The organism is Streptomyces coeruleorubidus, from assembly GCF_008705135.1.
In the GTDB taxonomy this organism is placed as follows: Bacteria; Actinomycetota; Actinomycetes; order Streptomycetales; family Streptomycetaceae; genus Streptomyces; species Streptomyces coeruleofuscus.
In genome coordinates this window covers 4,819,842-4,845,536 of record NZ_CP023694.1, presented here as the reverse complement: position 1 = coordinate 4,845,536, position 25,695 = coordinate 4,819,842, and the positions used below count along the sequence as shown (strand labels likewise).

The 25,695-nt window shown below is 70.7% G+C and carries 22 protein-coding genes; 7 read left to right on the top strand and 15 right to left on the bottom strand.

Translation table 11 applies throughout. The annotated features are described in order from the left end of the window. The 3 genes from CP976_RS22410 to CP976_RS22400 all read right to left on the bottom strand — a co-directional run bounded on the left by CP976_RS22410 (window position 1) and on the right by CP976_RS22400 (window position 3,553). Window positions 1-1,806, bottom strand: coding sequence for an NHL domain-containing thioredoxin family protein (locus tag CP976_RS22410; protein ID WP_150481976.1), 1,806 nt, complete (start codon window positions 1,804-1,806; stop codon window positions 1-3). After that, window positions 1,698-3,092 (bottom strand): recombinase family protein, encoded by a 1,395-nt coding sequence (locus CP976_RS22405; RefSeq protein WP_150481975.1) that lies wholly within the window; start codon window positions 3,090-3,092, stop codon window positions 1,698-1,700. The genes CP976_RS22410 and CP976_RS22405 overlap by 109 nt, the downstream gene beginning before the upstream one ends. 68 nt (window positions 3,093-3,160) lie before the next feature. Next, the gene (locus CP976_RS22400; protein WP_150481974.1) at window positions 3,161-3,553 is read right to left on the bottom strand and encodes a cupin domain-containing protein; all 393 of its coding nucleotides are present in this window, start codon (window positions 3,551-3,553) and stop codon (window positions 3,161-3,163) included. 52 nt (window positions 3,554-3,605) lie between these two features. Here CP976_RS22400 and CP976_RS22395 point away from each other — a divergent pair, with 52 nt between their 5' ends. Together CP976_RS22395 and CP976_RS22390 are read left to right on the top strand one after the other, a co-directional pair. Beyond that, on the top strand, window positions 3,606-4,604 hold the full coding sequence (locus CP976_RS22395; RefSeq protein WP_150481973.1) for a helix-turn-helix domain-containing protein: 999 nt from the start codon (window positions 3,606-3,608) through the stop codon (window positions 4,602-4,604). Continuing rightward, window positions 4,601-5,092: an LURP-one-related/scramblase family protein gene (locus tag CP976_RS22390; RefSeq protein ID WP_150481972.1), complete on the top strand. Its 492-nt coding sequence runs from the start codon at window positions 4,601-4,603 to the stop codon at window positions 5,090-5,092. Before CP976_RS22395 ends, CP976_RS22390 begins: the two co-directional genes overlap by 4 nt. Before the next feature lie 10 nt (window positions 5,093-5,102). On the opposite strand, the gene CP976_RS22385 is transcribed toward CP976_RS22390, so the two are convergent. Beyond that, window positions 5,103-5,900: a carbon-nitrogen family hydrolase gene (locus tag CP976_RS22385; RefSeq protein ID WP_150481971.1), complete on the bottom strand. Its 798-nt coding sequence runs from the start codon at window positions 5,898-5,900 to the stop codon at window positions 5,103-5,105. A 192-nt stretch (window positions 5,901-6,092) separates the two neighbouring features. Here CP976_RS22385 and CP976_RS22380 point away from each other — a divergent pair, with 192 nt between their 5' ends. Beyond that, window positions 6,093-6,917, top strand: coding sequence for a maleylpyruvate isomerase family mycothiol-dependent enzyme (locus CP976_RS22380; protein WP_150481970.1), 825 nt, complete (start codon window positions 6,093-6,095; stop codon window positions 6,915-6,917). On the opposite strand, the gene CP976_RS22375 is transcribed toward CP976_RS22380, so the two are convergent. Continuing rightward, window positions 6,901-8,175 (bottom strand): RNA-guided endonuclease InsQ/TnpB family protein, encoded by a 1,275-nt coding sequence (locus tag CP976_RS22375; RefSeq protein ID WP_150485451.1) that lies wholly within the window; start codon window positions 8,173-8,175, stop codon window positions 6,901-6,903. The genes CP976_RS22380 and CP976_RS22375 overlap by 17 nt on opposite strands. A gap of 286 nt (window positions 8,176-8,461) precedes the next feature. Here CP976_RS22375 and CP976_RS22370 point away from each other — a divergent pair, with 286 nt between their 5' ends. Next, window positions 8,462-9,205, top strand: a complete 744-nt coding sequence (locus tag CP976_RS22370; protein WP_150481969.1) for a class I SAM-dependent methyltransferase — start codon at window positions 8,462-8,464, stop codon at window positions 9,203-9,205. 1 nt (window position 9,206) lies between these two features. On the opposite strand, the gene CP976_RS22365 is transcribed toward CP976_RS22370, so the two are convergent. Both CP976_RS22365 and CP976_RS22360 read right to left on the bottom strand, forming a co-directional pair. Beyond that, complete coding sequence (locus tag CP976_RS22365) at window positions 9,207-10,502, bottom strand: MFS transporter (protein ID WP_150481968.1); 1,296 nt, start codon at window positions 10,500-10,502, stop codon at window positions 9,207-9,209. Next, window positions 10,499-11,149 carry a GntR family transcriptional regulator gene (locus tag CP976_RS22360; protein ID WP_150481967.1) on the bottom strand — a complete coding sequence of 217 codons (651 nt, stop codon included), beginning with the start codon at window positions 11,147-11,149 and terminating at the stop codon, window positions 10,499-10,501. The genes CP976_RS22365 and CP976_RS22360 overlap by 4 nt, the downstream gene beginning before the upstream one ends. 208 nt (window positions 11,150-11,357) lie before the next feature. Between CP976_RS22360 and CP976_RS22355 the strand changes: the two genes are divergently transcribed. Then, entirely contained in the window at window positions 11,358-12,257 is a 900-nt protein-coding gene (locus CP976_RS22355; RefSeq protein WP_150481966.1) for a D-alanyl-D-alanine carboxypeptidase family protein, read from the top strand. 65 nt (window positions 12,258-12,322) lie between these two features. Here CP976_RS22355 and CP976_RS22350 read toward each other — a convergent pair whose 3' ends face one another. From CP976_RS22350 to CP976_RS22325, 6 genes are all read right to left on the bottom strand, one after another. After that, window positions 12,323-13,147 carry a twin-arginine translocation signal domain-containing protein gene (locus CP976_RS22350; protein ID WP_229875449.1) on the bottom strand — a complete coding sequence of 275 codons (825 nt, stop codon included), beginning with the start codon at window positions 13,145-13,147 and terminating at the stop codon, window positions 12,323-12,325. A gap of 40 nt (window positions 13,148-13,187) precedes the next feature. Continuing rightward, a complete protein-coding gene (locus CP976_RS22345; RefSeq protein WP_150481965.1) occupies window positions 13,188-15,422 on the bottom strand; it encodes a glycoside hydrolase domain-containing protein in 2,235 nt (744 codons plus the stop codon). A 151-nt stretch (window positions 15,423-15,573) separates the two neighbouring features. After that, window positions 15,574-16,989, bottom strand: coding sequence for a dihydrolipoamide acetyltransferase family protein (locus CP976_RS22340; RefSeq protein ID WP_150481964.1), 1,416 nt, complete (start codon window positions 16,987-16,989; stop codon window positions 15,574-15,576). 10 nt (window positions 16,990-16,999) lie between these two features. Next, the gene (locus CP976_RS22335) at window positions 17,000-17,977 is read right to left on the bottom strand and encodes an alpha-ketoacid dehydrogenase subunit beta (protein ID WP_150481963.1); all 978 of its coding nucleotides are present in this window, start codon (window positions 17,975-17,977) and stop codon (window positions 17,000-17,002) included. 1 nt (window position 17,978) lies between these two features. After that, window positions 17,979-19,172, bottom strand: a complete 1,194-nt coding sequence (pdhA, locus tag CP976_RS22330) for a pyruvate dehydrogenase (acetyl-transferring) E1 component subunit alpha (RefSeq protein ID WP_150481962.1) — start codon at window positions 19,170-19,172, stop codon at window positions 17,979-17,981. 412 nt (window positions 19,173-19,584) lie between these two features. Further along, on the bottom strand, window positions 19,585-21,177 hold the full coding sequence (locus tag CP976_RS22325) for a protein kinase domain-containing protein (RefSeq protein WP_150481961.1): 1,593 nt from the start codon (window positions 21,175-21,177) through the stop codon (window positions 19,585-19,587). 354 nt (window positions 21,178-21,531) lie between these two features. Here CP976_RS22325 and CP976_RS22320 point away from each other — a divergent pair, with 354 nt between their 5' ends. After that, window positions 21,532-23,181, top strand: a complete 1,650-nt coding sequence (locus CP976_RS22320; protein WP_150481960.1) for a protein kinase domain-containing protein — start codon at window positions 21,532-21,534, stop codon at window positions 23,179-23,181. Between the two features lie 67 nt (window positions 23,182-23,248). Here CP976_RS22320 and CP976_RS22315 read toward each other — a convergent pair whose 3' ends face one another. Further along, the gene (locus CP976_RS22315; RefSeq protein WP_150481959.1) at window positions 23,249-23,788 is read right to left on the bottom strand and encodes a bacterial proteasome activator family protein; all 540 of its coding nucleotides are present in this window, start codon (window positions 23,786-23,788) and stop codon (window positions 23,249-23,251) included. Between the two features lie 253 nt (window positions 23,789-24,041). On the opposite strand from CP976_RS22315, the gene CP976_RS22310 reads away from it, so the two are divergent. Continuing rightward, entirely contained in the window at window positions 24,042-24,512 is a 471-nt protein-coding gene (locus CP976_RS22310) for a hypothetical protein (protein WP_150481958.1), read from the top strand. Between the two features lie 31 nt (window positions 24,513-24,543). On the opposite strand, the gene CP976_RS22305 is transcribed toward CP976_RS22310, so the two are convergent. Next, complete coding sequence (locus CP976_RS22305) at window positions 24,544-25,533, bottom strand: NAD(P)H-quinone oxidoreductase (protein ID WP_150481957.1); 990 nt, start codon at window positions 25,531-25,533, stop codon at window positions 24,544-24,546. Between the last annotated feature and the right edge of the window lie 162 nt (window positions 25,534-25,695).

The following is a 25,695-nucleotide window of genomic DNA, read 5'->3' as shown; positions in this document are numbered from 1 at the left end:
TCAGGTGTCCATCCCGGCAAGGACCAGGGCCAGCCGGTCCGTCCCCGACTCGGTGAGACGGACCGGCACGCCCCAGTCCTGCTGGTGGACGTGACAAGCCGGGTACTCGTTGTCGGGGTCGTCGTCGCAGGAGGCGGCCATCGCGGAGACGTGCAGCACACCCTCCGGCACGGAGGGGTCGAGTTCGAGGGCGCGGGACAGCTCGGTTCCCGCGCCCTCGCCGTCGATCAGCAGGTCCGGCGGGGTGGACGAGACGAGCAGGCGGGTGGAGGGGCCGTACCGTGTGTCGAGCTTCTGGCCCGCCGGGGCCTGGAAGACCACGTCCAACCGGAGCCGTCCTGGGGCGACTTCGGTGGCCTCCCGCTGCGTGCGGTGGGCGACCTCGGGCACCTTCACCGCTTCCTCCGGCAGCCGCAGCCTGGTCAGCCGGTGGCGGGCCGACTCCACGACCACGATGTCGTCGCCGACGAGCACCGCGTCACTGGGCTCGCGCAGGTCCGTGGCCAGGGTGGTGACCTCGCCGGTCGCGGGGTCGTAGCGCCGCAGGGCGTGGTTGTAGGTGTCGGCGACGGCGACGGACCCGTCCGGCAGGGCGGTGACGCCCAGTGGGTGCTGGAGCAGGGCCTGTCCGGCGACGCCGTCCCGGTGGCCGAAGTCGAACAGACCGGTGCCGACGGCGGTGTGGACGGAGCCGTCCGGGTCCACCCAGCGCAGGGCGGACGTCTCGGAGTCGGCGAGCCAGAGCCTCTCCGGTGTCGCGGCCAGACCCGACGGCTGCGCGAACCAGGCCTCGGCCCCCGGGCCGTCCACCAGTCCCTCGTTCGTCGTCCCGGCCGCGACCGCGACCGTGCCCTCGGCCGGGTCGTACGCCCAGAGCTGGTGGACGCCGGCCATGGCGATCCAGACCTTGCCCTGCCAGAGGGCGACGTCCCAGGGGGAGGACAGGTCGACCTCGCGGGCGGGGCCGGAGGTGGGTGAGCCCTGCCACCACTGCCTGCCCGTACCGGCGAGGGTGGTGACTTCACCGGTGGTGAGGTCCAGCCGCCGCAGGGCGTGGTTGACGGTGTCGGCGACGACCACGGATCCGTCCTCCAGGAGGGCGAGCCCCTGCGGCTCGTTGAAGGATGCGGAGCCGGCGGCCCCGTCGGCGAACCCACGCCCTCCGGATCCGATCCGCCGGACGACCGACTCCCCGTCCTGCGCCAGCTCCACGAGCTGATGCCGGGTGGTGTCGCTCACCAGGAAGTTCCCCGACGGCAGCAGCAGCGCCTTCCCCGGGAACCGCAGCACCGTCGGCTCCGGCTCCGGCGCCACGTACGGTCCGTCCCCTCGCCGCAGCGTCCCCTTGGCCTCGTGCTCGGCCTCCAGCTCCGCGACCAGCCGCTCGATGGCGTGCGCATGCCCCTCACCGGCGTGCTGGGCGACGACGTACCCCTCGGGGTCGATCACGACGAGCGTCGGCCAGGCGCGCACGGCGTACTGCTTCCACGTGGCCAGCTCCGGGTCGTCGAGCACCGGGTGCTCCACGCCGTACCGCTCCACGGCGTCGACGACCGCCTGGTGCTCGGCCTCGTGCACGAACTTCGGCGAGTGCACCCCGATCACCACGACCGTGTCCCGGTGCTTGTCCTCCAGCTCGCGCAGCTCGTCCAGGACGTGGAGGCAGTTCACGCAACAAAAGGTCCAAAAATCAACAATTACGATCCGGCCGCGGAGCTCCGCCAGGCCGGGTTCCTTGTCCCCTGTGTTGATCCAGCCACCCTTGCCGATGAGCTCGGGAGCACGGACGCGTGCGCGCTTTGACATGCCTCCAGCCAATCACACCGGTCGGTCCGCTCTCCCTCGTCTCCTTCGTCGGCCCAGACGACCCGAAGCCGCTTTTCCGGCTCGAACCGTCGTCCTCTCCCGGTCGCCCTGGTTACCCAGACTCGCTCCACCACTTCGGACAGCAGCGCCCGCTTTTGCGAAACGTCTCCGTTCTCCCATCGCGCCGCCATCTCTGGGTGTCTGCTCAACAACGCCGCCGCGACAGCCCCTTCGACGCTGGTAGCCATCGCCCGCGCTCCAGGACAGGTGTGTCCCAGACGCACGCCCTGGCACACGTATGACGTCCCGTTCCTGCTCATGCGCGTCCCGCAGCCGTCGACAGCGCAGAACAGCAGCCCCGTCAGCAAGTGCGTCGGGCCCCGTGCCGGCCTCTTGAGACCGTCGCCTCGCAGGCGGGTTCTGGATTCCAGTTCCGCGACGATCCGCTGTTGTTCCTCCAGAGTGACGATCCCCTCGCCTGCCACGACCGGTTGCCCCGTCTGCGGATCCAGATAGGGCCGCACAACGCCTGTGTACCTGCGACAATCGCGCTTCTCGTCCCACACGGTCTCCGTTTCGGGCAGCAATCCGGCGAAGGCCGGGGCCCGGAGCAGTTGAGACAGCGATCCCACTTGCCACAGACCGCCTCTGGGGGCGGCGATCTCATGCTCATTGAGCAGCCTGGCGATCCTCACGAGCGGCCGTCCGGAGAGGGCCTCGTCCGCGATCAAGCGTGCGTACACCGCAGTCTCGGGGTCGGGCGTCAGCCGTCCTGATTCGGCATCGATACGCAGTCCGTAAGGCGGTTGCCCTCCGATCCACCGACCCCGACTGCGCAAATACCGCTTGGCATGCCGGATGCGTTCACCCTGGATCTCCGCCTCGGCTCGCGCCCACTCCGACAGGGAGGCCATGGCGAGCCTGTCTCCGGGACGGCTCGAGTCCAGACCATCCATGACGGAGACGAGTCGACCGCCGATCAAGTCGAACGCGTCCAGGAGAGGGCCGACTTCAGCCGTTCCCTTGCGACTGAGGCGATCCAGCTTCCACACGATCAGCGTCCGGACGACGCCTGAGGCCACGGCCCTTCTCGCCGCCTCGAAGCCCTTCCTGGTCACGCTCTTGTAGCCGGAGCGGCCTCGGTCAACGTGCACCTGGCGAACCAGCAGCCCGTGCCGAGCGGCCCAAGCCCGGCAGTCGGCCTCCTGTCGCTCGATGGCTGTCTTTCCTTCCCGGTCCACGGAAAGCCGTAGGTACAGATCGGCGCCGACATCCCGCTTGCCCATGTCCCCTCCCAGAGTTGCTCACCCTGTGAACGAACATGAGTGTCGAAGGTAATGAACTTCTGCGACCGCTAAGCCAGCGCATGCCCCGTCGTGGCGTCCACGTGGGCCGGGATCTCGTCGTGGCGGTCGCCGACCGTGAGGGTGCCGGTGGGCTCGAACATGAGGATCGCGGTCGGGACGGGGGCGTACGGCTTGTGCTCGGTGCCGCGCGGGACGGTGAAGACCGAGCCCCTGGGCAGGACGGCCGTGCGCTCACCGGCCGGTTCCCGCAGTCCGATGTGGAGTTCGCCGTCGAGGACGAGGAAGAACTCGTCGGTGTGGTCGTGGACGTGCCAGACGTGCTCGCCCTCGACCTTGGCGATACGGACGTCGTAGTCGTTGACGGCGGTGACGATGCGCGGGCTCCACTGCTCGGAGAAGGAGGCCAGGGCGTGGGCGAGGGAGACGGGTTCCTGGGTCATGAGGGGATCCTCCGGGGTTCCGCCCGCCTCGCACGAGTGCTAGGAATCGCACATGCCGCAAGGATCCTCGCACCGCCCGCACCAGGTCGCCGTGATCGTCGACGAGGGCACCAACCCCTTCGAGGTCGGGGTGGCCACCGAACTGTTCGGACTGCCACGGCCCGAGCTGGGGCGGCCGGGGCCGTTGTACGAGGTGACGCTGTGCGCGCCCGCGCCGGAGATCCGGATGAACCACGGCTTCTTCACGCTCACCGGCGTCCGGGGCCTGGACGCCGTGGACCGGGCGGACACGCTGGTCGTGCCCGGCCGGCCGGACAACGTCGTACCGCGCGCCCCTGCCGTGCTCGACGCCATCCGGCGCGCACACGCGCGTGGCACCCGGGTCATGAGCTTCTGCACCGGCACCTTCGCGCTCGCCGAGGCCGGACTGCTGGACGGCCGGCCGGCGGCGACGCACTGGCGCTGGGCCGACTCCTTCCGCCGGCTGCACCCGAAGGTGCTGCTGGAGCCGGACGTGCTGTTCGTGGACGAGGGCGACCTCCTCACCGCCGCCGGCAGCGCGGCCGCGCTCGATCTCGGGCTGCACGTCTGGCGCCGGGACCACGGCGCCGAGATCGCCAACCACGTCTCCCGGCGGCTGGTGTTCGCCACGCACCGGGACGGCGGGCAGCGGCAGTTCGTAGAGCGGCCGGTGCCGGACGTGCGGGACGAGTCCCTGGCCCCCCTGCTGGAGTGGGCGCAGGAGCGGCTGGGCGAGCCGCTGACGGTGGCGGACCTGGCCGCACGCGCGCGTGTCAGCCCCGCCACGCTCCACCGGCGCTTCCGCGCCCAGCTCGGGACGACACCGCTCGCGTGGCTGACGGGGGAGCGGGTGGCGCTGGCCTGCCGGCTGATCGAGCGGGGCGAGGAACGGCTGGACGTGGTGGCGGCCCGCAGCGGGCTCGGTACGGCCGCCAACCTGCGGAACCGGCTGCGGCGGGTGACCGGGCTCAGCCCGTCGGCCTATCGACGGCGTTTCGGAGCGGGCGCCGGGGAAGCCCTGGTGACATGAGATTCCTCGTGTACGACCGGCTCCTCGGCTTCGGCGACGACTACTGGATCGAGGACGCCGGCGGCTCCAAGGTGTTCCTCGTCGACGGCAAGGCCCTGCGGCTGCGGGACACCTGGGAGCTCAAGGACACCCAGGGGCACGTCCTCGTCGACATCCACCAGAAGATGCTCGCCCTGCGCGACACGATGGTGCTCCAGCGGGGCGGCGAGCCGCTGGCGACGATCCGCCGCAAACGGCTGTCCCTGCTGCGCAACCACTACCGGGTGTCCCTGGCCGACGGCAGCGAGCTGGACGTCAGCGGCAAGATCCTCGACCGGGAGTTCGCCGTCGAGTACGACGGGGAGCTGCTGGCGGTGATCTCCCGGCGGTGGCTGACCGTACGGGACACCTACGGCGTGGAGGTCGTCCACGAGGACGCGGATCCGGCGCTGCTGATCGCGGTCGCGGTGTGTGTGATCCACCTGGCGGAGAAGGAGCGGGAGGGCTGAGAGCGCGTCCTCAGGGCCTGCGAGGAGGCTGGAGCCCCAGCACCCGGTCCTTCAGCGCCGGGAACTGCTCACGGGTGGCGGCGACCTTCCCGGGGTCGAAGTCCACCGTGAGGACCTCCTCCTCGGCGCCCGCCTCGGCCAGCACCTCGCCCCACGGGTCGACCACGATCGAGTGACCGGCCTGGGGAACTCCGGCGTGCGTCCCGGCCGTTCCGCACGCGATGACGAACGACTGGTTCTCGACCGCCCGCGCCTGAGCCAGCAGCGTCCAGTGGGACCGGCGGCGCTCCGGCCAGCCCGCCGGGACCACGAGCGTCTCGGCACCGGCGTCGACGAGACCGCGGAAGAGTTCGGGGAAACGGAGGTCGTAACAGGTGCCGAGGCCCAAGGTGGTCGCCGGCAGACGGACCGTCACCAGCTCGGCACCCGCGCCCATCAGCACGGCCTCGCCCTTGTCGAAGCCGAAGCGGTGGATCTTGCGGTAGACGGCGGCGAGGTCGCCGGAGGGGGAGAAGACGAGGGAGGTGTTGTAGAGGGGGCCGTCCGGATCACGCTCGGGAATCGACCCCGCGTGCAGCCACACGCCGGCGTCGCTCGCGGCCTTCGCCATCGCCTCGTACGTCGGCCCTTCGAGCGGCTCGGCCTCCTGCCCGAACTCCTCGTACGCGAAGGCACCCGTGGTCCACAGCTCCGGCAGGACGACGAGATCGGCCCCGGCCTGATCCCGGACCATCGAGGCCGCCCGCCGACGGCGCGATTCGACCGATTCGCCCTCGTCTACGGCGATCTGGATCACAGAGGCGCGCACACTACCACCGTCCTGGCATTCGGCCCGTCCAACAAGGGGATCCCCACGGGCCTACGATCGTCACACGAAAGCACTGCCGGGGTGCCTCACAGCAGCGTAACTTAGCTGCCAAGACACCCGCCGACAGCCGCCACCTCCCACTGGCAACCGCCACCACCTGCCCGTGCACCGACCGCCGAGGGGTCCCGTTCCGTGAGTCTGCATCCCACCCTCCAGCCCTACGCCGACGCCTGGACCCACTCCATCGAAGCGATATCCGAGCTGCTCCAGCCGCTCGCGGAGGCCGAGTGGAACCGGCGGACGCCGTGCCCCGGGTGGTCGGTGCGGGACGTGGTCTCCCATGTCATCGGCCTGGACTGCGAGATGCTGGGCGACCCGCGCCCCATCCACACGCTGCCGCGCGACCTCTTCCACGTGACGAACGACCACCAGCGCTACATGGAGATGCAGGTCGACGTCCGCCGTCACCACACAGCGCCGGAGATGACCTCCGAGCTGGAGTACGTGATCATCCGCCGCAACCGTCAGCTCCGCAACGACTCGCGTGACCCGGGCACGAAGGTGCGCGGCCCGCTCGGCACGGAGCTGACCCTCGAGGAGTCCATGCGCCGGCACGCCTTCGACGTGTGGGTGCACGAGCAGGACCTGCGCACGGCCCTCGGCCGGCCCGGCAACCTCGACTCCCCCGGCGCGCACGTCGCCCGTGACGTGCTGCTCGGCGAACTCCCGCGGGTGGTCGCCGAGGACGCGCAGGCACCGCGCAGCTCGGCCGTCGTGTTCGACGTCCACGGTCCCATCGAGTTCCTGCGCACGATCCGCGTCGACATCCAGGGCCGCGGCACCCTGGAAACGGCCCCCGCCCTCGGCCCCGCCGCCACGCTCACCCTCGACTGGGAGACGTACGTCCGCCTGGCCTGCGGCCGCGTGACACCGGAGTCGGTGACGGACCGGTTGAAGACGGAGGGCGACCCGGACCTGACGGCGGCGATCCTGAGGAACTTCACGGTGACGAATTGACGTGCTCCCTGGCCTGAAGTCCAGGGATTCCGGCCTGGGTCGGCTGACCCTTCCGGGGGCTTCCTGCTTCACCACGCTGTGCGGGCACGTGTGCCCGTCTTACCAGCGCTCCACAGGCGTTTAGCGTCTCCGCCCGTCCGGCGGCGACGATACGACGTCCTTCGAAAAGGACGTTGCGAGCTGCGTTGTGGTCGCGGTCATGCACGGCGCCGCATCCGCCGCACGTCCACTGCCTAACGTGTAGAGGCTTGGGGCCGTCCCGGAACCCGCAGGCCGAGCAGACCTGAGAAGACGGGAAGGCCCGGCCCACCTTGACGAAGGTGCGGCCGTGCAGAGCCGCCTTGTACTCCAGCATGCCGACGAACGCGGACCATCCCGCGTCGTGCACGGACTTGGCGAGCCGGGTGCGGCACAGGCCCGATACCGCGAGGTCCTCCACATACACCGCTTGGTTGTCGCGAATGATCTGCGTGGAAGCCTTGTGGTGCCAGTCCCTGCGCCGGTACGCCACCTTGGCGTGCTGGCGTGCGACCTTCATGCGGGCCTTGGCCCGGTTCTTCGACCCCTTGACCTTGCGGGACAGCTCCCGCCCAAGGCGCTTGAGTTTCTTCTCCGCCCTGCGCAGGAAGCGGGGGCTGGCGATCTTCGTCCCGTCGGACAGGACGGCGAAGGCGGACAGACCCAGATCGATGCCGGACTCCGTCTCCAGGTCGGGGAGGATGTCCGGCTCGGTGTCCACGACGAAGCTGAGGAAGTACCGGCCGCAGCTGTCCTTGGTGACGGTCAGGGACGTGGGTGCGGCCGGGAGTCGGCGGGACCACTTGACCTTGAGGTTGCCGACCTTGGCCACGTACACTGTGCCGTTTTCCTTGAGGGAGAAGGCGCTGGTGGTGAGACGGATCGACTGCCGGGTGTCCTTCTTCGACTTGTATCTGGGCGGCCCGACCTTCCGGCCATGCCGCTCGCCCTCGAGGCTGTCGAAGAATTTCTTGTAGGCGGAGTCCAGGTCCCGCAGGGACTGTTGCAGGATCACGGCGGACACGTCGGCGAGCCAGGCGCGTTCCTCGGTGCGCTTGGCCTGTGTGATGCGCAGCTTGGAGAGATCCCCCGACTTCACATACGGCAGCCCCGCCGCGTGCGCTTCCTTACGGTCGCGCAGGCAGTCGTTCCACACCACACGGGCACACCCGAACGCCCCGGCCAGCGCACGGCGCTGGGAGGCGTCCGGGTAGGCCCGGTAGTTGTAGCGGAGCTTCATATCGATCAAGGTACGGATGCTCCGCAGCCGCTCGCAGCGAAAGATCACATACAACTGGAATTGCACTCGATGTGAGCAGGTGAGTTCGAATGCTTCAAGCGGAGAAGGAGGTCAACGGCGAATACGACCACGTCCACCTCCTGATCAAACAAGTACCACCGCGGCCACAGGTGCCCGTTCATGATGGCGTGCTTGATGCGCCGGTGAATTTTTGGTGCATCCGGCGGGCGGAGGGGCCGCAAAACCCCATGCCGCCAACGCCCCACTCCACGTACCGTCCCTGGACATGACAACCCCGCCCCGCCGCAGCCGCCTCACCTTCCACGGCCCCCTGTCCGAAGCACGGGCCGACCAGCTCGTGACCCGCCTGGCCGGCAACACCCCGACCACCGTCCTGGACATCGGCTGCGGCTGGGGCGAGCTGATGCTCCGCGTCCTCACCGCCACCCCGGAGGCCACCGGCACCGGCATCGACATCAACGCCGAGGACCTGGCCCGCGCCCGCCGGACCGCCGAGGAACGGGGACTCACCGACCGGGTCCGTTTCCTCGAAGAGTCCGCCACCGGAACCCCCCACGGCCCCGCCGACCTCGTCCTGTGCGTAGGCGCGAGCCAGGCCCTCGGCAGCCAACTCCCCCAAGCCCTCGGCGAGCTCCGCGGGCTCGTCTCCGACGGCGGCCGCGTCCTCCTCGGCGAAGGCTTCTGGCACCGCACCCCGACCGAGGCCGAACTGTCCCGCATGTGGCCGGACGCGAAGGCCACCGACCACCCCGACCTCGCGACCCTCGTCGGCCTGGCCGTCGACGCGGGGTTCCGGCCGGAGTGGACGGAGACCGCGAGCCTCGACGAATGGGAGGCGTTCGAGTCGGCGTACCTCGCGGACACCGAGGTGTGGCTCGCCGAGCACCCCGGCCACCCCCTGGCCGACGAGACCCGGGAGCGCGCCGACCGGCACCGAGCCGCCTGGCTCACCTACCGCGGCGTTCTCGGCCTGGCGTACCTCACCCTCGTACCGGTAGCGGCTCGTTGACCTACGCCGGCACGTGCACCGTCGCCACCCGGCTCGCCACCAGCCGCTCCCGTTCACGACGGGCCGCCTGCTTGCGCAGCCGCAGGATCTGCGTGACCCCGAGCGCCTGGAGCACGAACACGAAGGAGAAGGCCACGGTGTAGTCGTCGCCGGTGGCGTCGAGCAGCACGCCGACCGCGAACAGCGTCGTCATGGAGGCCACGAAGCCGCCCATGTTGGTGATGCCGGAGGCCGTGCCCTGCCGCTCGGGCGGGTTCGCCGGGCGGGCGAAGTCGAAGCCGAGCATCGACGCGGGCCCGCATGCCCCGAGGACCGTGCACAGCACGATCAGCAGCCACATCGGGGCGTGCGGGCCGGGGTGGGCCAGGGTCGCCGCCCACAGGGCCGCCGTCGTCCCGACCGTGCCGAGCGCGAGCGGCAGCCGCGCCCCGTGGTGCCGGGCGACGATCTGCCCGTAGACCAGGCCGACGACCATGTTCGAGAGCACGACGAGCGTGAGGAGTTCGCCGGCCGTGGCCCGGGACAGTCCCTGTGCCTCGACCAGGAAGGGCAGGCCCCACAGCAGCAGGAACACCATCGCCGGGAACTGGGTTGTGAAGTGCACCCACAGGCCGAGCCGGGTCCCCGGCTCCCGCCAGGCGGCGGCGATCTGCCGCCGTACGTAGGCCGCGCCCTGGTGCGGGACCGGCTCGGGCTCGTGGCCCTCCGGGTGGTCCTTCAGGAACAGCAGCACCAGCACGAACACCACGGCCCCGGCGGCCGCGCTGCCCGCGAAGGCCGCCGTCCAGCCGATGCCGTGCAGCAGCCGGGCCAGGACGAGCGTGGAGACGAGGTTGCCCGCCATGCCCACCAGCCCCGCGAACTGGGCGACGAGCGGCCCGCGCCGGGCCGGGAACCACCGGCTGCCCAGGCGCAGCACGCTGATGAACGTCAGCGCGTCACCGCAGCCGAGCAGCGCCCGGGAGGCGAGCGCCGTGCCGTACGACGGGGAGAACGCGAAGCCGAGCTGCCCGGCCGTGAACAGCACCGCGCCGAGGGCCAGCACCTTCTTGGTGCCGAGCCGGTCGACGAGCAGGCCGACGGGTATCTGCATGCCCGCGTAGACCAGGAGCTGGAGGATGGAGAAGGTGGAGAGCGCGGAGGCGTTGACGTGGAAGCGGTCGGCCGCGTCGAGGCCGGCGACGCCCAGGGACGTGCGGAAGATGACCGCGACGAAGTAGACCGAGACGCCGATGCCCCAGACGGCCAGGGCCCGCCGGCCGCCCGGCGGATCGTCCGGCAGCGTGGTGGAGCTCATCGGACCTCCCCCCGGGCCAGATGCGAGAACCAGCCGACGTGCCGGTGGACCAGCGCGACGGCCGCCTCGGCGTCCCCGGCGCGCAGCGCCTCGAGGATCTCCTCGTGCTCGGCGAGGGTCTTGGCGATCCGGTCGGGGTGGGAGTGCATGACGGCGACGCCCATCCGGAGCTGGCGGTCGCGCAGCTGGTCGTAGAGCCGGGAGAGGATCTCGTTGCCGCCGCTGCGGACGATCTCGGCGTGGAAGCAGCGGTCGGTGACGGCGGCTCCCGCGAGGTCTCCGGCGGCGGCCTGCTTCTTCTGCCGGGCCAGCAGTTCCTCCAGGCGCTCGATGAGCCCGGCGGGCGCGGGGACGGCCTTGCGCGCCGCGTGTTCCTCGACGAGCAGTCGTGTCTCGACGACGTCGGCGATCTCCTGCGCGGAGACCGGCAGGACGAGGGCGCCCTTCTTCGGGTAGAGCCGGATCAGCCCTTCGGCCTCCAGCCGGAGCAGCGCCTCGCGCACCGGCGTGCGCGAGACCCCTACGGCCTCCGCGAGCTCGCCCTCGGTGAGGAGGGTCCCGCCCTCGTAACGGCGCTCCAGCACGCCCTGCTTGACGTGGGTGTAGACGCGGTCGGCGGCGGGAGGTTGCTTCACGGCCAGGGTCATGCCGACAGCATAGATACAACAGGTACGCATGAATGCATCCGTCCAGTATGCGGACCCGAATGTCACACGTCTGTGGCAAAGGGTGGGTCCTGGTCGGCAACGGCACAACCAGATGTGCTAGTTACGAGTCAGACACGTGCGGCCCCCTTCCCCTCGTCCTCAATTCGGCCGCACACCTGGGGCATTCAACGCAATCGGGGTACTTCACTTGATAACCGGCATTAAGGGCACCCGTCTCCGCAGAGCTGCGGCCGTCGCCGTGACCACCGGCGCCATGCTCGCGACCGGAGCCCTCACCGCTGCGCCGGCGCAGGCCGCCACGGCGCCCTCGATCGCCGCCAAGGGCGGCTACGTGATGAACAACGCGACCGGCAAGTCGCTCTACACCAAGGCGGCCGACACCCGCCGCTCCACCGGCTCGACCACCAAGATCATGACGGCCCTGGTGGTGCTGAAGCAGCCGAAGCTCAACCTGGACAGCAAGGTCACGATCCAGAAGGCGTACAGCGACTACATCGTCGACAACAACTGGGCGTCGAACGCCAGCCTGATCGTCGGCGACAAGGTCACCGTCCGCCAGTTGCTGTACGGGCTGATGCTGCCGTCCGGCTGCGACGCGGCGTACGCGCTCGCCGACAAGTTCGGCTCGGGCTCGACGCGGGCGGCGCGCGTGAAGTCGTTCATCGGCAAGATGAACACCACCGCCAAGGACCTGGGTCTGAAGAACACCCACTTCGACTCGTTCGACGGCATCGGCAAGGGCGCCAACTACTCGACACCGCGCGACCTGACGAAGCTCGCCAGCAGCGCGATGAAGAACTCCATGTTCCGCACGGTCGTCAAGACGAAGAAGTACACGGCGAAGACGACCACGAAGTCCGGCGGCACGCGGACGATGGCCCCTTGGGAGAACACCAACCCGCTGCTGAGCAGCTACAGCGGCGCGATCGGTGTGAAGACCGGCTCCGGCCCGGAGGCCGGGTTCTGCCTGGTCTTCGCCGCCACCCGCAACGGCAAGACGGTCATCGGCACGGTCCTCGCGTCGACCGACAAGACCGCGCGGAAGACGGACGCCACGAAGCTGATGAACTACGGCTTCGCGAAGTAACAAAAGCAGGACGGGCACCACGAAGGGGGCTCACCGCCGATGGCGGTGAGCCCCCTTTCCGTTCGTCACGCGGCGGTGCGCTGACGGCGCTCCAGCGCCCGGGCCGCCTTGCGCCGGCTGCCCGCCAGTACGTTCACGGGGGCGCCCGCACCGGCTCCGGGCTGCAGCTGCCAGCCGCGGATCCGCGCCGCGACCTGGGCCAGCCGCTTGTCGCCGGGCCGTACGTCGACGGAGAACAGCGACTCGTCGGGCGTGGGGTCGTCGCCGCCCCAGCGGACGACGCCGTCGAGCTCGGCGAGGATGTCGCGGATCACGACCTCCTGGTGCGGGAAGAAGCCGCCCCGGGCGCCGCGCGGGTAGAAGCCCGGCCGGATCCGCACCGCCGTGCCGGACGCCAGGTTGGACTCCGGGCGGCCCTTGCCGACGCCGGACGGGTCGTGCCAGCCGACGACGTCGCCCCGGCGCAGCCGGTCGACCTCGTAGTGGAACCGGCGCACCAGGTGGACGAGGACGGTCTCCACGTCGCCCATGCGGACCGCGATGCCCGTGAGCGGGGTGCCGGGCACGGGACGGGTGTAGACGGTGCCGCCGTCGTCCGCGACGTTCTCCATCTCCCAGCCGTTGTGGGAGCGCGAACCGGCCAGCACGCGCCGGGTCCGGTTCTGCGCGCTGCGCAGGGCGTCCCGTACGCGGCCCGGGATGGGGTTGTGCGCGTCGGCGTACGCCTGGGACAGGAAGTGCGAGACGGGCAGGGCGGCGACGCCCACGGCACCGCCGACGGCGGCGACACGGCCGAGCAGGGCGCGGCGGGACAGACCGCGGCGGTGGGCCGCCGCCGGTCCGGACCGTCTGCGGGTGAGACGGGGTATGTGGGGGAGGTTGAGGTTCAACGGGCTCTCATTCCGGCGATTCACGCGTTGCGGCGATGCTTCACGCGTTGCGGGCGATGCTGTTGTACTTCTCGAAGATCTGGTAGACGGCCAGGCTCTGGTGCGTCTGCGCCTCCACGTCGGGGTCCCAGGCCCGGTAGCGGCGCAGCAGCTCGGTGATCTCGAACTCGGCGAGGTCCAGGCGCATGGACCGCGGGGTGGTGACGCGGTCGCCGGGGGGTAGTTGGCCGCCGGGCCTGCCCCGTGTGCCCCACAGGTGGACCAGGGCCGCGGTGCGCACGCTGAAGGCGTTGTCCTTGCTCAGCTGCTGCCACACCGACCAGAGATCGGCGTCCTTGGCCGGGTCGCGGCGGTCGCCGGTGGTGAAGCCCCAGCCGATGCCGTGGTTCCAGGCCTGGATGGCGTCGGAGGCGCTGATCTGCCCGATGCCGGTGTGCGAGTCCCTGACCGGGCCGGAGCCCGTGAGGTGGTGGTCGGCGACCTGCTGGTCGGTGGCCTGGTCGGCGAGGCTGTAGTCGCGCATGGCCCAGTACACGGCCGTCTGGATCAGCGCCTTGCGCATCTTGTACGTGTTCGACAGCTCGGTGATCAGCCCGTCCTGGTCCTGGATCGCCTCGACCGCCTGGACGTTGGTGTAGAGCCCGGCGTCGCCGCCGACGCCGCCCAGGTCCGGGCGTCCGATCGACCGCATGTAGCGCGCGAGGTCGGCCCGCAGCGCCGGCACCTGGCGTTCGTCGAGGGCGACGTCCGGGACGGCGGGCCGCGGCCGGTTGAACGAGCCCTGCCCGGTGTCACGGCCCGAGGCGATGTCGACGTCCACCTCGAGCTGCCCGTCGCCCGAGCCGAGCGTGCGGATGACGAACTGGTCGTAGGCCCAGTCCTTCGGCAGCGGGCGCCCGGCGTTGCCGTCGAAGCCCGGGGACATGTCGGCCACGAAGCTCGCCGTCGACCAGCCGGCCGCGCCGACCTGCGCGCAGACGTTGCGGGAGCCGTAGACCCCGATCTCGTACGGGTGGCCGGAGTCCGCCATCGCCTCCTTGATGCCCTTGAAGTGGGGCAGGACGTTCGCGGTGATCTCGGCGTCGATCGCGTCGAAGTCGACGGCGAAGAAGATCCGGGTGCCCCTCTTGAAGCCGTGGTCGAGGGCGGCGTTGAGCGCCGCGTACCCGGCCGTGCGCCCCGCGACGTAGTCGAAGTCCGAGGCGTCGTTGTTGACGGTCTGGTAGATCGGGAAGCAGCGCAGGCCGTGCTGGGCGAAGACCTGCAACTCGCCCGGCTGGATGGCCTTCTCCGGCAGGGACGTGGCGCTCGGGTTGGTGAGGTAGCGGCCGACGTACGTGATCCCGGCGGCTTTGAGGGCCGCCGCCCGGGCCGGGGTGACCTTGGCGATGGTGTCGCAGGCCTTGCCCTGGCGCGACTGGTCGCCGTAGGAGGCCAGGAGCGAGGCGAAGGTGGGGAAGTCGCCCTCGCCCGTGGGCGGGAGGGCGACGAAGGTCTGGAAGGACCTTACGGCCGAGGCGAGATAGGAGTCGAAGGTGTCGGTGAGGGCGACGGGCCGCCGGTTCACGACCATCCCGGCGGAGAACAGCTGGACGTAGACGCCCTTGTCGCCCTGCCGCACGGGGTGCGCCTTCAGGGCCGACTGGGTGCCGGGCCCGAAATTGCCGTTGGCGGTGCCGTCGGCCATGCCCAGCTCGTACTGCGTGCCGAGGACCAGCGCCCGGGCCAGGTCCCGGGAGACGCGTCCGTCGCAGGCGACGACGAAGAAGTCCTGCCGGTTCAGGTAACGCCCGTTGAGCCACTGCTGCACCTCGCGGACCTGCGGGGCGCCGGAGGGGCCAAGGACGTACGAGTCCATCGTCAGCAGCGCCTTGAACACCTTGGGCGTCAGATCGGCGCCGGGGAAGGCCTGTTCGAGGCCCATGTCGGTCTTGAGCTTCGTGACGGCGGCCTCGACCCGCTCGCCGTACGTGCCGTCCAGGTCGCCGCCGTCGTAGCCCTTGCAGTACAGGCCGGACTGGATGATGCGGCAGAAGTCGGGGGAGGGGACGGTGTCCGCGTTGAGCTTCGGGTGCTTGGCGGTCAGCGTCGCGAGCGTGGTGGGGCCGAAGTTGTCGGACAGTGCCGTGATGCCCAGCTCGTACTGGAGGGCACGGGTCAGGGCGTACAGGGTCGCCCAGTCGGTCTCGCCGGTTTCCTCCACGGTCGTACCGGTACGGCTGCCGTAGACGGAGTTCACGAATCTCTGGGCCCTGAGCACCATGGGGTCGCGCATGAAGAGTGATCGTATGTCCGGCTAAACCGCTTACTGTGGGGTACTTGGGCAGGTCCGAGGAGCTTCCTGTGCTCTTCGGCGTACCCCCGGTTCACCCACCGGGCAGACGGCGGCGGCCCCCGCCCGGGGGCAGGGGGCCGCCGCCGTCGCTTCACGCCCAGGTGATCAGGCGCTTCGGCTGCTCCAGGATCGCGGCCACGTCCGCCAGGACCTTCGAGCCCAGCTCGCCGTCGACCAGGCGGTGGTCGAACGACAGGGCCAGCGTGGTGACCTGGCGGGGCTTCACCTTGCCCTTGTGGACCCACGGCTGGAGCTTGATCGCACCGACCGCGAGGATCGCGGACTCGCCGGGGTTGAGGATCGGCGTGCCCGTGTCGACGCCGAAGACGCCGACGTTGGTGATCGTCACCGTGCCGCCCTGCATGGCCGCCGGGGACGTCTTGCCCTCCCTGGCGGTCGACACCAGCGCGCCCAGCGACTCGGCCAGCTGCGGCAGCGTCTTGGCATGGGCGTCCTTGATGTTCGGCACGATCAGGCCACGCGGGGTCGCGGCCGCGATGCCCAGGTTCACGTAGTGCTTGACCACGATCTCCTGGGCGGCCTCGTCCCAGGACGCGTTGACGTCCGGGTTCCGCCTGATCGCGACGAGCAGCGCCTTGGCGATCAGCAGGAGGGGGTTCACGCGCAGGCCCGCGAACTCCTTGTCCTGCTTCAGCTCCTCGACCAGCTTCATCGTGCGCGTCACGTCGACCGTGACGAACTCGGTGACATGCGGCGCGGTGAACGCCGAGCCGACCATCGCCGCCGCCGTCGCCTTGCGGACGCCCTTGACCGGGATCCGGGTCTCGCGGGTGGTGTCGTACGACACCGGCGTCTGCGCGGGTGCCGGGGCGGCGGCCACGGGGGCCTCCTGCTGCGGTGCCTGGGTCCGGGCCACCGCCGCGTGCACGTCCTCGCGGGTGATGATGCCGTCCGGGCCGGTCGGGACGACCGTCGTCAGATCGACGCCCAGGTCCTTGGCCAGCTTGCGGACCGGGGGCTTGGCGAGGGGGCGCTCCTTGACGGCGGAGGCGGCCTGGGGCGCCGCCCCGTGGCCGTTCAGCTCCGTCTGGATCGCCGTCGAGGCCTGCTGGACCGGGACCTCGGGGCCCTTGCGGGGGCGGCGGCGGGTGGAGGACGTCGCCACCCCGTAGCCGACGAGGACCGGCTGCCGGCCGGAGCCCTCCGCCTTCGGCTCGTCCGTCGGCCGGGGCGCCGGGGTCTGCTCGGCGGCGGGCGCGGGCTGCTCGGCTGTGGGGGCGGCACCTCCGCTCACGTCCACCGCGATGATCGCCGTGCCCACGTCGACCGTGGTGCCCTCGGGGAAGTGCAGCGCCCGGACCACGCCGTCGTACGGGATGGGCAGCTCGACGGCCGCCTTCGCCGTCTCGACCTCGCACACCACCTGGCCGTCCGTGACCGTGTCACCGGGCTGGACGTACCACTTGAGGATCTCGGCCTCCGTGAGCCCCTCGCCCACGTCGGGCATCTTGAACTCGCGCACGGACGCTTCCGTCATCGTCGTCACGACCCTCTCCTCAGTACGCCAGCGAGCGGTCGACGGCATCCAGCACCCGGTCCAGGTTCGGCAGGTACTCCTCCTCAAGGCGGGCCGGCGGGTACGGCGCGTGGTAGCCGCCGACCCGGAGCACCGGGGCCTCCAGGTGGTAGAAGCAGCGCTCCGTGATCCGCGCGGCGATCTCCGCGCCCGATCCGAAGAACACCGGTGCCTCGTGGACGACGACCAGGCGGCGCGTCTTCTCCACCGACGCCTGGATCGAGTCGAAGTCGATCGGGGAGACCGAGCGCAGGTCGAGGACCTCCAGGTTCCTGCCCTCCTCGGCGGCCGCGTCGGCGACCTCCTGGCAGAGCTTCACCATCGGGCCGTAGGCGGCGAGGGTGAGGTCGGTGCCCTCGCGGACCACCTGGGCCTTGTGCAGCGGGCCCGGGATCGCCTCCGTGTTGACCTCGCCCTTGTCCCAGTAGCGGCGCTTGGGCTCGAAGAAGATCACCGGGTCGTCGCTCTGGATGGCCTGCTGCATCATCCAGTAGGCGTCCGACGCGTTCGAGGGGCTGACGATCTTCAGACCCGCCACGTGCGCGAACAGCGACTCGGGGGACTCCGAGTGGTGCTCCACCGCGCCGATGCCGCCGCCGTAGGGGATGCGCACGACGACCGGGAGCTTGACCTTGCCCAGCGAGCGGGCGTGCATCTTGGCGAGCTGCGTGACGATCTGGTCGTAGGCCGGGAAGACGAAGCCGTCGAACTGGATCTCCACGACCGGGCGGTAGCCGCGCAGGGCGAGGCCGATCGCCGTGCCGACGATGCCCGACTCGGCGAGCGGGGTGTCGATGACCCGGCTCTCGCCGAAGTCCTTCTGCAGGCCGTCCGTCACACGGAAGACGCCGCCGAGCTTGCCGACGTCCTCACCCATGATCAGGACCTTGGGGTCGGAGTCCAGGGCGCGGCGCAGCGACTCGTTGATCGCCTTGGCCAGAGCCATCTTGTCGGCCATCTCAGTTACCCCCCTCGTCGGCGAACGACGCCTGGTACGCGGCGAACTGGGCTCGCTCCTCGTCGACGAGGGCGTGTCCGTCCGCGTAGACGTTCTCGAAGATGGCGAAGTGGTCCGGGTCCGGCATGGCACGGACCGCCTCGCGCACTCGTTTGCCCAACGCCTCGGACTCGGCCTCCAGTTCCGCGAAGAATCCCTCGTCCGCGTGGTTTGAGGCCTCCAGATAGCGGCGAAGGCGCAGGATCGGGTCCTTGGCCTCCCAGGCCTGGCGCTCCTCGTCGCCGCGGTACCGGGACGGGTCGTCGGAGGTGGTGTGGGCGCCCATGCGGTAGGTGAACGCCTCGACGAGGGTCGGGCCCTCACCGGCGCGGGCCCGCTCCAGGGCCCACCGGGTGACCGCGAGGCAGCCGAGCACGTCGTTGCCGTCGACACGGACGCCCGGGAAGCCGAAGCCCTGCGCGCGCTGGTAGATCGGCACCCGGGACTGCTTCTCGGTCGGCTCGGAGATGGCCCACTGGTTGTTCTGGCAGAAGAACACGACGGGGGCGTTGTAGACCGCGGAGAAGGTGAACGATTCGGCCACGTCGCCCTGGCTGGAGGCGCCGTCGCCGAAGTAGGCGATCACCGCGCTGTCCGCGCCGTCCTTGGCGATGCCCATGGCGTAGCCGGTGGCGTGCAGCGTCTGGGAGCCGATGACGATCGTGTAGAGCTGGAAGTTGTTGCCGTTGGGGTCCCAGCCGCCGTTGTTCACGCCGCGGAACATCCCGAGCAGGTTGGTCGGATCCACGCCGCGGCACCAGGCGACGCCGTGCTCCCGGTAGGTGGGGAAGACGTAGTCGTCGTCGCGCAGGGCCCGGCCGGAGCCGATCTGGGCGGCCTCCTGGCCGAGCAGCGAGGCCCACAGGCCCAGCTCGCCCTGGCGCTGCAGGGAGGTCGCCTCGGCGTCGAAGCGGCGGGTGAGCACCATGTCGCGGTACAGACCGCGGAGCTCGTCCGGGGTGACACCGGCGACGTACTTGTCGTACTCGGCGTTCTTGACGCGCTTGCCCTCGGGCGTCAGCAGCTGCACGAGCTGGGGCTCGGTGCCGGCGTCCTTCTTGGCGGTCGTGCGGGTGGTGCGCTTGGTGCCGGTGGTGCCGGCCTTGCTTCCGGCGCTGCGTCGCGGTGTGCGCGCGGCAGTGCTCTCCACGGTCACGTGTGCTCCTCCGTCGGTCCGGCCCCCGGGGTTGCCGGTAGGCCAGTGCGGCTCACCTGTTCCGACCACCGGGCACGGGGTGGGTGCCACTCGACCGGGAACAGGCGGGACAGGTGCCCCGGCGAGCGCCCTGCAGAAGGCACGTTACCCAGTGCATCACATTTCTGTGAAACCCCCTCTGACCTGGGATTTTGCTTGGATATCCAAGTAAATCGGGAAGGCGTGGAAGGGGCCCTGGTCACAGCCTTGCAGGAGGCCGGAGCAACCGCACGTTAACCCGGTGACCCAGGTCACGGGAAGAGTTCTTTTGTCGGCGTGCCTTAACGGCACGCGCGCGTGGGCCCCGTCTCCGGGCCCCACGCGCGCGTGGATCATGCTTTTTTCTCCAGCTGTCAGCCCTTTAATCCAGCTGTCAGCCGCTGCCTTCGCCGCCGGTGCCCCCGACGACGCCGGTCGCGCCGCCCGCGTCGGTGCCGCCCGTGTCGTCCGGCGGCGTCGCCGGGTCCGAGGGCTCCGGGTCCGTGGGCTCGTCGGTCGGCTCCTGCGAGGTCGGCTGGTCCGACGGCTGGCCGGTGGGCGACTCGGGAGCGCTCTGCGACGGCGTGTAGGACGGCGTGTACGACGGTGTGTACCCGCCACCGCCGGAGCTCGTGCCGGAGCCGTCGTCGGTGGACGTGTCGGTCGGCTCGTCCGTCGGCTCGTCGCTCGGCGTCTCGCTGGGCGTCTCCTTCTCGGTCGTCTGCGAGGTGGTCGGCGACTGCTTGGTGCCGGGCCCGTTCGTATCACCGCCGGTGTTCTGCAGCGCCAGGGCGACACCCGCCGCGACGGCGATCACCGCGAGCACGGCGAGGATCCACAGCTTGCCGCGGCCGCCGCCCTTGTTGCCGTGGCCCTCGAAGCCGCCGTCGTCCCCGCCGCCGTAGCCGGCAGGCAGGATCGGCGACGGGATCTGCGCGGTGCCGGAGGGGTCCCCGGGGTGGCCCATCACGGCCGTACCGGCGAAGCCGCCCGACGGGGTGTGCCGGCCCTCGTGCATGTCGACCGGGCCGGTGTTCCAGGTGCCGGTGTGGCCGCCCTGGTCGTAGAGCATCTGGAGCGCGTACTGGACCAGCCCGCGCATCTCCTCGGCTGTCTGGAAACGGTCGTCCGGCTCCTTGGCGAGGGAGCGCATGACCAGGCCGTCGAGCTCGGGCGGGCAGGCGTCGGAGGCCTCGGAGGGAGGCGTCGGGATGTCCTGGACGTGCTGGTAGACCACCGACAGCGGGGTCTCCCCGGTGAACGGCGGGCGCAGCGAGAGGAGTTCGTAGAGCAGGCAGCCCGTGGCGTACAGGTCGGAGCGGTGGTCGACGGCCTTGCCGAGCGCCTGCTCGGGGGACAGGTACTGGGGGGTGCCCATGACCATGCCGGTCTGCGTCATCGTGGACTGCGCGCCGTGCAGGGCGCGGGCGATGCCGAAGTCCATCACCTTCACGGCGCCGCTGTGCGTGATGATGACGTTGGCCGGCTTGATGTCGCGGTGCACGATGCCGTGCTGGTGCGAATAGGCGAGCGCCTCCAGGACGCCCGAGACGATGATCAGGGCCTGCTCGGGGCCCGGCGCCTCGGCGTTCAGCAGCAGGTCGCGGATCGTGCGGCCCTCGACCAGCTCCATGACGATGTAGGGCACGGACTGGCCGCCGACGACGTCCTCGCCGGAGTCGTACACGGCGACGATCGCGTGGTGGTTGAGGCCGGCGACCGACTGGGCCTCGCGCGTGAAGCGCGCCTTGGACACCGGGTCCTCGGCGAGGTCGGAACGGAGCAGCTTGACGGCTACGGTGCGCCCGAGGCGGACGTCCTCGGCTGCGAACACCTCGGCCATGCCGCCCCGGCCGAGTCTGCCGGTCAGCCGGTACCGGCCGTCCCCGACGAGCCCGCCGTTACCCCAGGACTCCGGCGCGTCCGACATGCCGCCGCCAGTCGCCTCGGGTTCGGACGGGCCCTGAGCGCGCTGCTGCTGTGCCATCAGTCCTCGCCGTCGTTTCTGCCCGCGGTGCGCGCGGTGTTGTTACGGTCTCCGTCGGCCACGCTACAGCCTCGGCGCAAGCCGCCGTTCCGAGACGGGTACCAGTGCGGGCACGGGACGGACGCGTCATGAAACCTTCACTCCGTACTGTCGTGCAAATTCTGTGTACCGGCCGCACATCCCCTGTAACGCTTCCGCGACGCTTCCTTCGCGTACGGTCACGGAACGGGCACCGAGCTTGACGTGTCGGTGCCCTGGGGCAGACTTGGCCGGGAATGGCGGTTTGGATCACCGCGGTCAGCGACGGATCAGCGGCAGTCGGCGGCGCCTCAAGGGCTACGGGGGAAACGGAACATGAGCCAGGACGGCGCACAGGGCCAGTACACGGGGCGGGCGGTCGCCAACGGCCGCTATCAGCTGCGTGATCTGCTCGGCCAGGGCGGCATGGCCTCGGTGCACCTCGCGTACGACAGCGTGCTCGACCGACAGGTCGCGATCAAGACACTTCACACCGATCTCGGTCGGGAACAGGCCTTCCGCGAGCGGTTCCGCCGCGAGGCCCAGTCCGTGGCCAAGCTCACGCACACCAACATCGTCTCGGTCTTCGACACCGGCGAGGACACCCTCGACGGCATGACGACGCCGTACATCGTCATGGAGTACGTCGAGGGCCGCCCGCTCGGCTCGGTGCTCGACGAGGACGTGCGCCAGCAGGGCGCGATGCCCGCCGACAAGGCCCTGAAGATCACCGGGGACGTGCTCGCCGCGCTGGAGATCAGCCACGAGATGGGCCTGGTCCACCGCGACATCAAGCCGGGCAACGTGATGATGACCAAGCGCGGCGTGGTCAAGGTCATGGACTTCGGCATCGCCCGCGCCATGCAGTCCGGTGTGACGTCGATGACGCAGACCGGCATGGTCGTCGGGACCCCGCAGTACCTCTCGCCGGAACAGGCCCTCGGACGCGGTGTGGACGCCCGCTCCGACCTGTACTCGGTCGGCATCATGCTGTTCCAACTGGTCACCGGGCGACTGCCGTTCGACGCGGACTCGCCACTGGCCATCGCGTATGCGCACGTTCAGGAGGAGCCCCCGGTTCCGTCCTCGGTCAACCGCTCGCTGCCCCCGGCCGTGGACGCGCTGATCGCCCGCGCGCTGAAGAAGAACCCGAACGAGCGCTTCCCGAGCGCCGAGGCCATGCGGGACGAGTGCCTGCGCGTGGCGGCGTCCGTCCAGGCCGCCCCGCCGAGCATCGTGCCGGGCACGCAGGCCCCGAGCGGCGCGGGCGTCGGCTCGGCCGTGTTCCCGCCGGTCGACCAGGCGACCCCGGCGCCCTCGGGCCAGGTGCAGGCGCCGTACCAGCCGACTCCGCCCCCGAACCCGTACGGCCCGCCCGCCCCGGCGGCGCCGTCCCCGGCCTACGGCTACCCGCAGCAGGGCGGCTACCAGACGCCGTCCCCCGCCGCGTACTCCCCGCAGCCGGGTCCGTCGACCCCGCCGCCGTACAACCTCGCGCCGCAGACCGCGCAGGTCTCCGCGGGCGGCGGCAAGAGCAACAAGCCGGTGATCATCGGCTCGGTCCTGGTGTCCGTCGTCGCGGTCGGCGGCCTGGTCGCGGCCCTGCTGATGAACGGCGGCGGCCAGGACGACCAGGGCGGCGGGGGCAGCAGCGCGAGTGCCTCGGCCTCGGCGGCGGTCAAGAAGCCGGGCTACCGCGGGCCGGACACGTCGAAGACGATCGAGACCGAGGAGTGCACGGAGCCTCAGGAGTCGTACAACGACCCCGAGAAGATCCGGATGCCCAACTTCAAGTTCAAGAACATCGACTCGGTCAAGGCCTGCCTCCAGGCGGCCGGCTGGGAAAAGAAGATCAACAACATGGACGAGAACACGTACGGCGACGGCACGGTCATGAACCAGTTCCCGTCCGCCGGCACCGACGTGGACCCGGAGGACATGCCCGAGATCGAGCTCGGCGTCTCCACGGGCAACCCGCCGGCCTGATCGTCGCGTGCGAAGGGCCCGGCAGCTTCGGCTGCCGGGCCCTTCGCACGGCCGGTACGCGGACGCGTTACAGGTACGGCCCGCCCGAACGGCCGCCCGGGTGCTGCTCGTCGAGGCCGTCCTGGCCGACGCCCGGCGGGAGGGCGCGGCGCATCTGCTCCAGCTGGGCGCGGGCCGCCATCTGCTGGGCGAACAGCGTGGTCTGGATCCCGTGGAAGAGCCCCTCCAGCCAGCCGACCAACTGGGCCTGCGCGATGCGCAGCTCCGCGTCGCTCGGGGTCGTCTCGTCCGTGAAGGGCAGGGAGAGCCGCTCCAGCTCCTCGACCAGCTCGGGCGCCAGACCGTCCTCCAGCTCCTTCACCGAGCTGGCATGGATCTCCTTGAGCCGGACCCGGCTGGCCTCGTCCAGGGGAGCCGCGCGCACTTCCTCCAGAAGCTGCTTGATCATGCTGCCGATCCGCATGACCTTCGCGGGCTGCTCCACCTGTTCCGTGACCGGGGTCTCGCGGGAGTCCTCGTCACCGCCGCCGCTGAGCGCCATGCCGTCCTGGCCCACGACCAGGATCTGCGGGTTCTCCGGCGACCTTTCGTTCCTCGGCATCTCCATGCCGCCATTCTCTCGCACGCCTGCACCTCCCCTCTGTGGTGCCCCCTCGGGAGGCTGATCCACCGTGTGGGAGGAGACGTGCGGGTCAGGCCCCGGGTTGCTCACCAAAGAGTGAATCCGGCTCGTGCGGCGATTCCGCCTGTCGGCCGAACCCGGAGTGCCGCGGGAGTGGGGCGGTGTGAGGCTGATTGCCTCGATCTGACCGAACTTGCCGAATTCGCCCTACCGGGCACGGCGGGAGGGGGTCACCAACGTGACTCCATGGCAACGCGCACTACGGGCGACGGGACTGGCGGTCGCCCTGGGGGCGGGTGCGGTCGTCTCACCGTACGGGGCCGGCGCCTCGTACGGAGCTGTCCAGTCCGTCCAGTCGTACGGCTCTGTCCTCGCGTACGACGGCGCCCCCGGGGGCGGTGCCCTCGCCGCCCCCTCCGACCCGGGTGAGCCCTCGCGGGCCGGGACCCGGGCCGGTGAGGGGCGGCAGCGGCCGGGGCGGCCCGAGGAGGCCGAGCGGGAGCGGGAGGTCACCGCCGTGCCCGAGGAACCCCGGGAAGCCGTCCCCGAGCCCACTGCGCAGACGGAGCAGCCCGTACGGGAGGCCGCCGCGCGCGCCGAGCGTCCCGTCGGGCCGGTCCTGCGCATCCTGCCGCTGGGCAGCGGCCTGGTGCTGATCGGCCTCGGCCTCGGACTCGCCTTCTTCGCCCTGCGGCTGCGGCGGATCTAGGCCTGTCGGCCGGGGCCTGTCTGCCGGTGCCTCAGGCGCCCTGCGGGGTGATCAGCAGCACCTTGCCGATGTGGCCGCTGTCCTCCACGACCCGGTGCGCGGCGGCCGCGTCCGGCATCGGGAGCTCGCGGTCGACGACCGGGCGCAGGTGGCCGCCGGCGAACAGGGGCCAGACGTGTTCGCGTACGGCCGCGACGATGGCCGCCTTCTCCTCCAGCGGCCGGGCGCGCAGGGACGTCGCGCTGATGGCGGCGCGCTTGGCGAGCAGGGCGCCGATGTTCAGCTCCCCCTTGACGCCGCCCTGCATACCGATGATCGCGAGCCGGCCGTTGACGGCGAGCGCCCTGACGTTGCGCTCCAGGTACTTGGCGCCCATGTTGTCGAGGATGACGTCGACACCGGCACCGTCCGTGGCCTTCCTGACCTCCTCGACGAAGTCCTGCTCGCGGTAGTTGACCAGGATGTCGGCGCCCAGTTCGGCGCACCGGTCGAGCTTCTCCTTGGTACCGGCCGTGACGGCCACCCGGGCGCCGACGGCCTTGGCGAGCTGGATGGCCATGGTGCCGATGCCGCTGGAGCCGCCGTGCACGAGCAGCGTCTCGCCCGGGCGCAGGTGGGCGATCATGAAGACGTTCGACCAGACGGTGCAGGTCACCTCGGGCAGGGCCGCGGCCCGCGTCAGTGCGATGCCCTCGGGCACGGGCAGCAGCTGCCCGGCCGGGACGACCACCTTCTCGGCATAGCCGCCGCCGGAGAGCAGCGCGCACACCTCGTCGCCGACGTTCCAGCCGGAGACACCGGGGCCGATCTCGGCGATCCGCCCGGAGCACTCCAGGCCGGGGTAGGGGGACGCGCCGGGCGGCGGGTCGTAGAAGCCCTGCCGTTGCAGGATGTCGGCCCGGTTGACGGCACCGGCCGCCACCTCGACCAGGACCTCGCCCTCGCCGGGCGCGGGATCCGGGACCTCGTCCCAGACCAGCGCCTCGGGCCCACCAGGTTCGGGAATCGTGATCGCATGCATGAAGGGGACGGTACTCCTCGGTCGCCGGACGGACCCCCCCTCCGCCCCCTGGCCGGCTCCGCCTCCGTCGTTGGTCCGGTCCTGGCCGAATTCCATGTGCGGGACCGATGAGTTTGCGCGACGGTGAGGGTCTCCCCATGCGTAGCCCACGTACTCGGAAGG

Bases quoted from the DNA above. Each gene is read 5' to 3' on its own strand.
- CP976_RS22410 (WP_150481976.1), bottom strand. From the start codon at position 1,806: ATGTCAAAGCGCGCACGCGTCCGTGCTCCCGAGCTCATCGGCAAGGGT.
- CP976_RS22320 (WP_150481960.1), top strand. From the start codon at position 21,532: ATGAGCCAGGACGGCGCACAGGGCCAGTACACGGGGCGGGCGGTCGCC.
- CP976_RS22400 (WP_150481974.1), bottom strand. From the start codon at position 3,553: ATGACCCAGGAACCCGTCTCCCTCGCCCACGCCCTGGCCTCCTTCTCC.
- CP976_RS22375 (WP_150485451.1), bottom strand. From the start codon at position 8,175: ATGAAGCTCCGCTACAACTACCGGGCCTACCCGGACGCCTCCCAGCGC.
- CP976_RS22395 (WP_150481973.1), top strand. From the start codon at position 3,606: ATGCCGCAAGGATCCTCGCACCGCCCGCACCAGGTCGCCGTGATCGTC.
- CP976_RS22370 (WP_150481969.1), top strand. From the start codon at position 8,462: ATGACAACCCCGCCCCGCCGCAGCCGCCTCACCTTCCACGGCCCCCTG.
- CP976_RS22325 (WP_150481961.1), bottom strand. From the start codon at position 21,177: ATGGCACAGCAGCAGCGCGCTCAGGGCCCGTCCGAACCCGAGGCGACT.
- CP976_RS22405 (WP_150481975.1), bottom strand. From the start codon at position 3,092: ATGGGCAAGCGGGATGTCGGCGCCGATCTGTACCTACGGCTTTCCGTG.
- CP976_RS22345 (WP_150481965.1), bottom strand. From the start codon at position 15,422: ATGCGCGACCCCATGGTGCTCAGGGCCCAGAGATTCGTGAACTCCGTC.
- CP976_RS22390 (WP_150481972.1), top strand. From the start codon at position 4,601: ATGAGATTCCTCGTGTACGACCGGCTCCTCGGCTTCGGCGACGACTAC.
- CP976_RS22335 (WP_150481963.1), bottom strand. From the start codon at position 17,977: ATGGCCGACAAGATGGCTCTGGCCAAGGCGATCAACGAGTCGCTGCGC.
- CP976_RS22305 (WP_150481957.1), bottom strand. From the start codon at position 25,533: ATGCATGCGATCACGATTCCCGAACCTGGTGGGCCCGAGGCGCTGGTC.
- CP976_RS22365 (WP_150481968.1), bottom strand. From the start codon at position 10,502: ATGAGCTCCACCACGCTGCCGGACGATCCGCCGGGCGGCCGGCGGGCC.
- CP976_RS22315 (WP_150481959.1), bottom strand. From the start codon at position 23,788: ATGGAGATGCCGAGGAACGAAAGGTCGCCGGAGAACCCGCAGATCCTG.
- CP976_RS22360 (WP_150481967.1), bottom strand. From the start codon at position 11,149: ATGACCCTGGCCGTGAAGCAACCTCCCGCCGCCGACCGCGTCTACACC.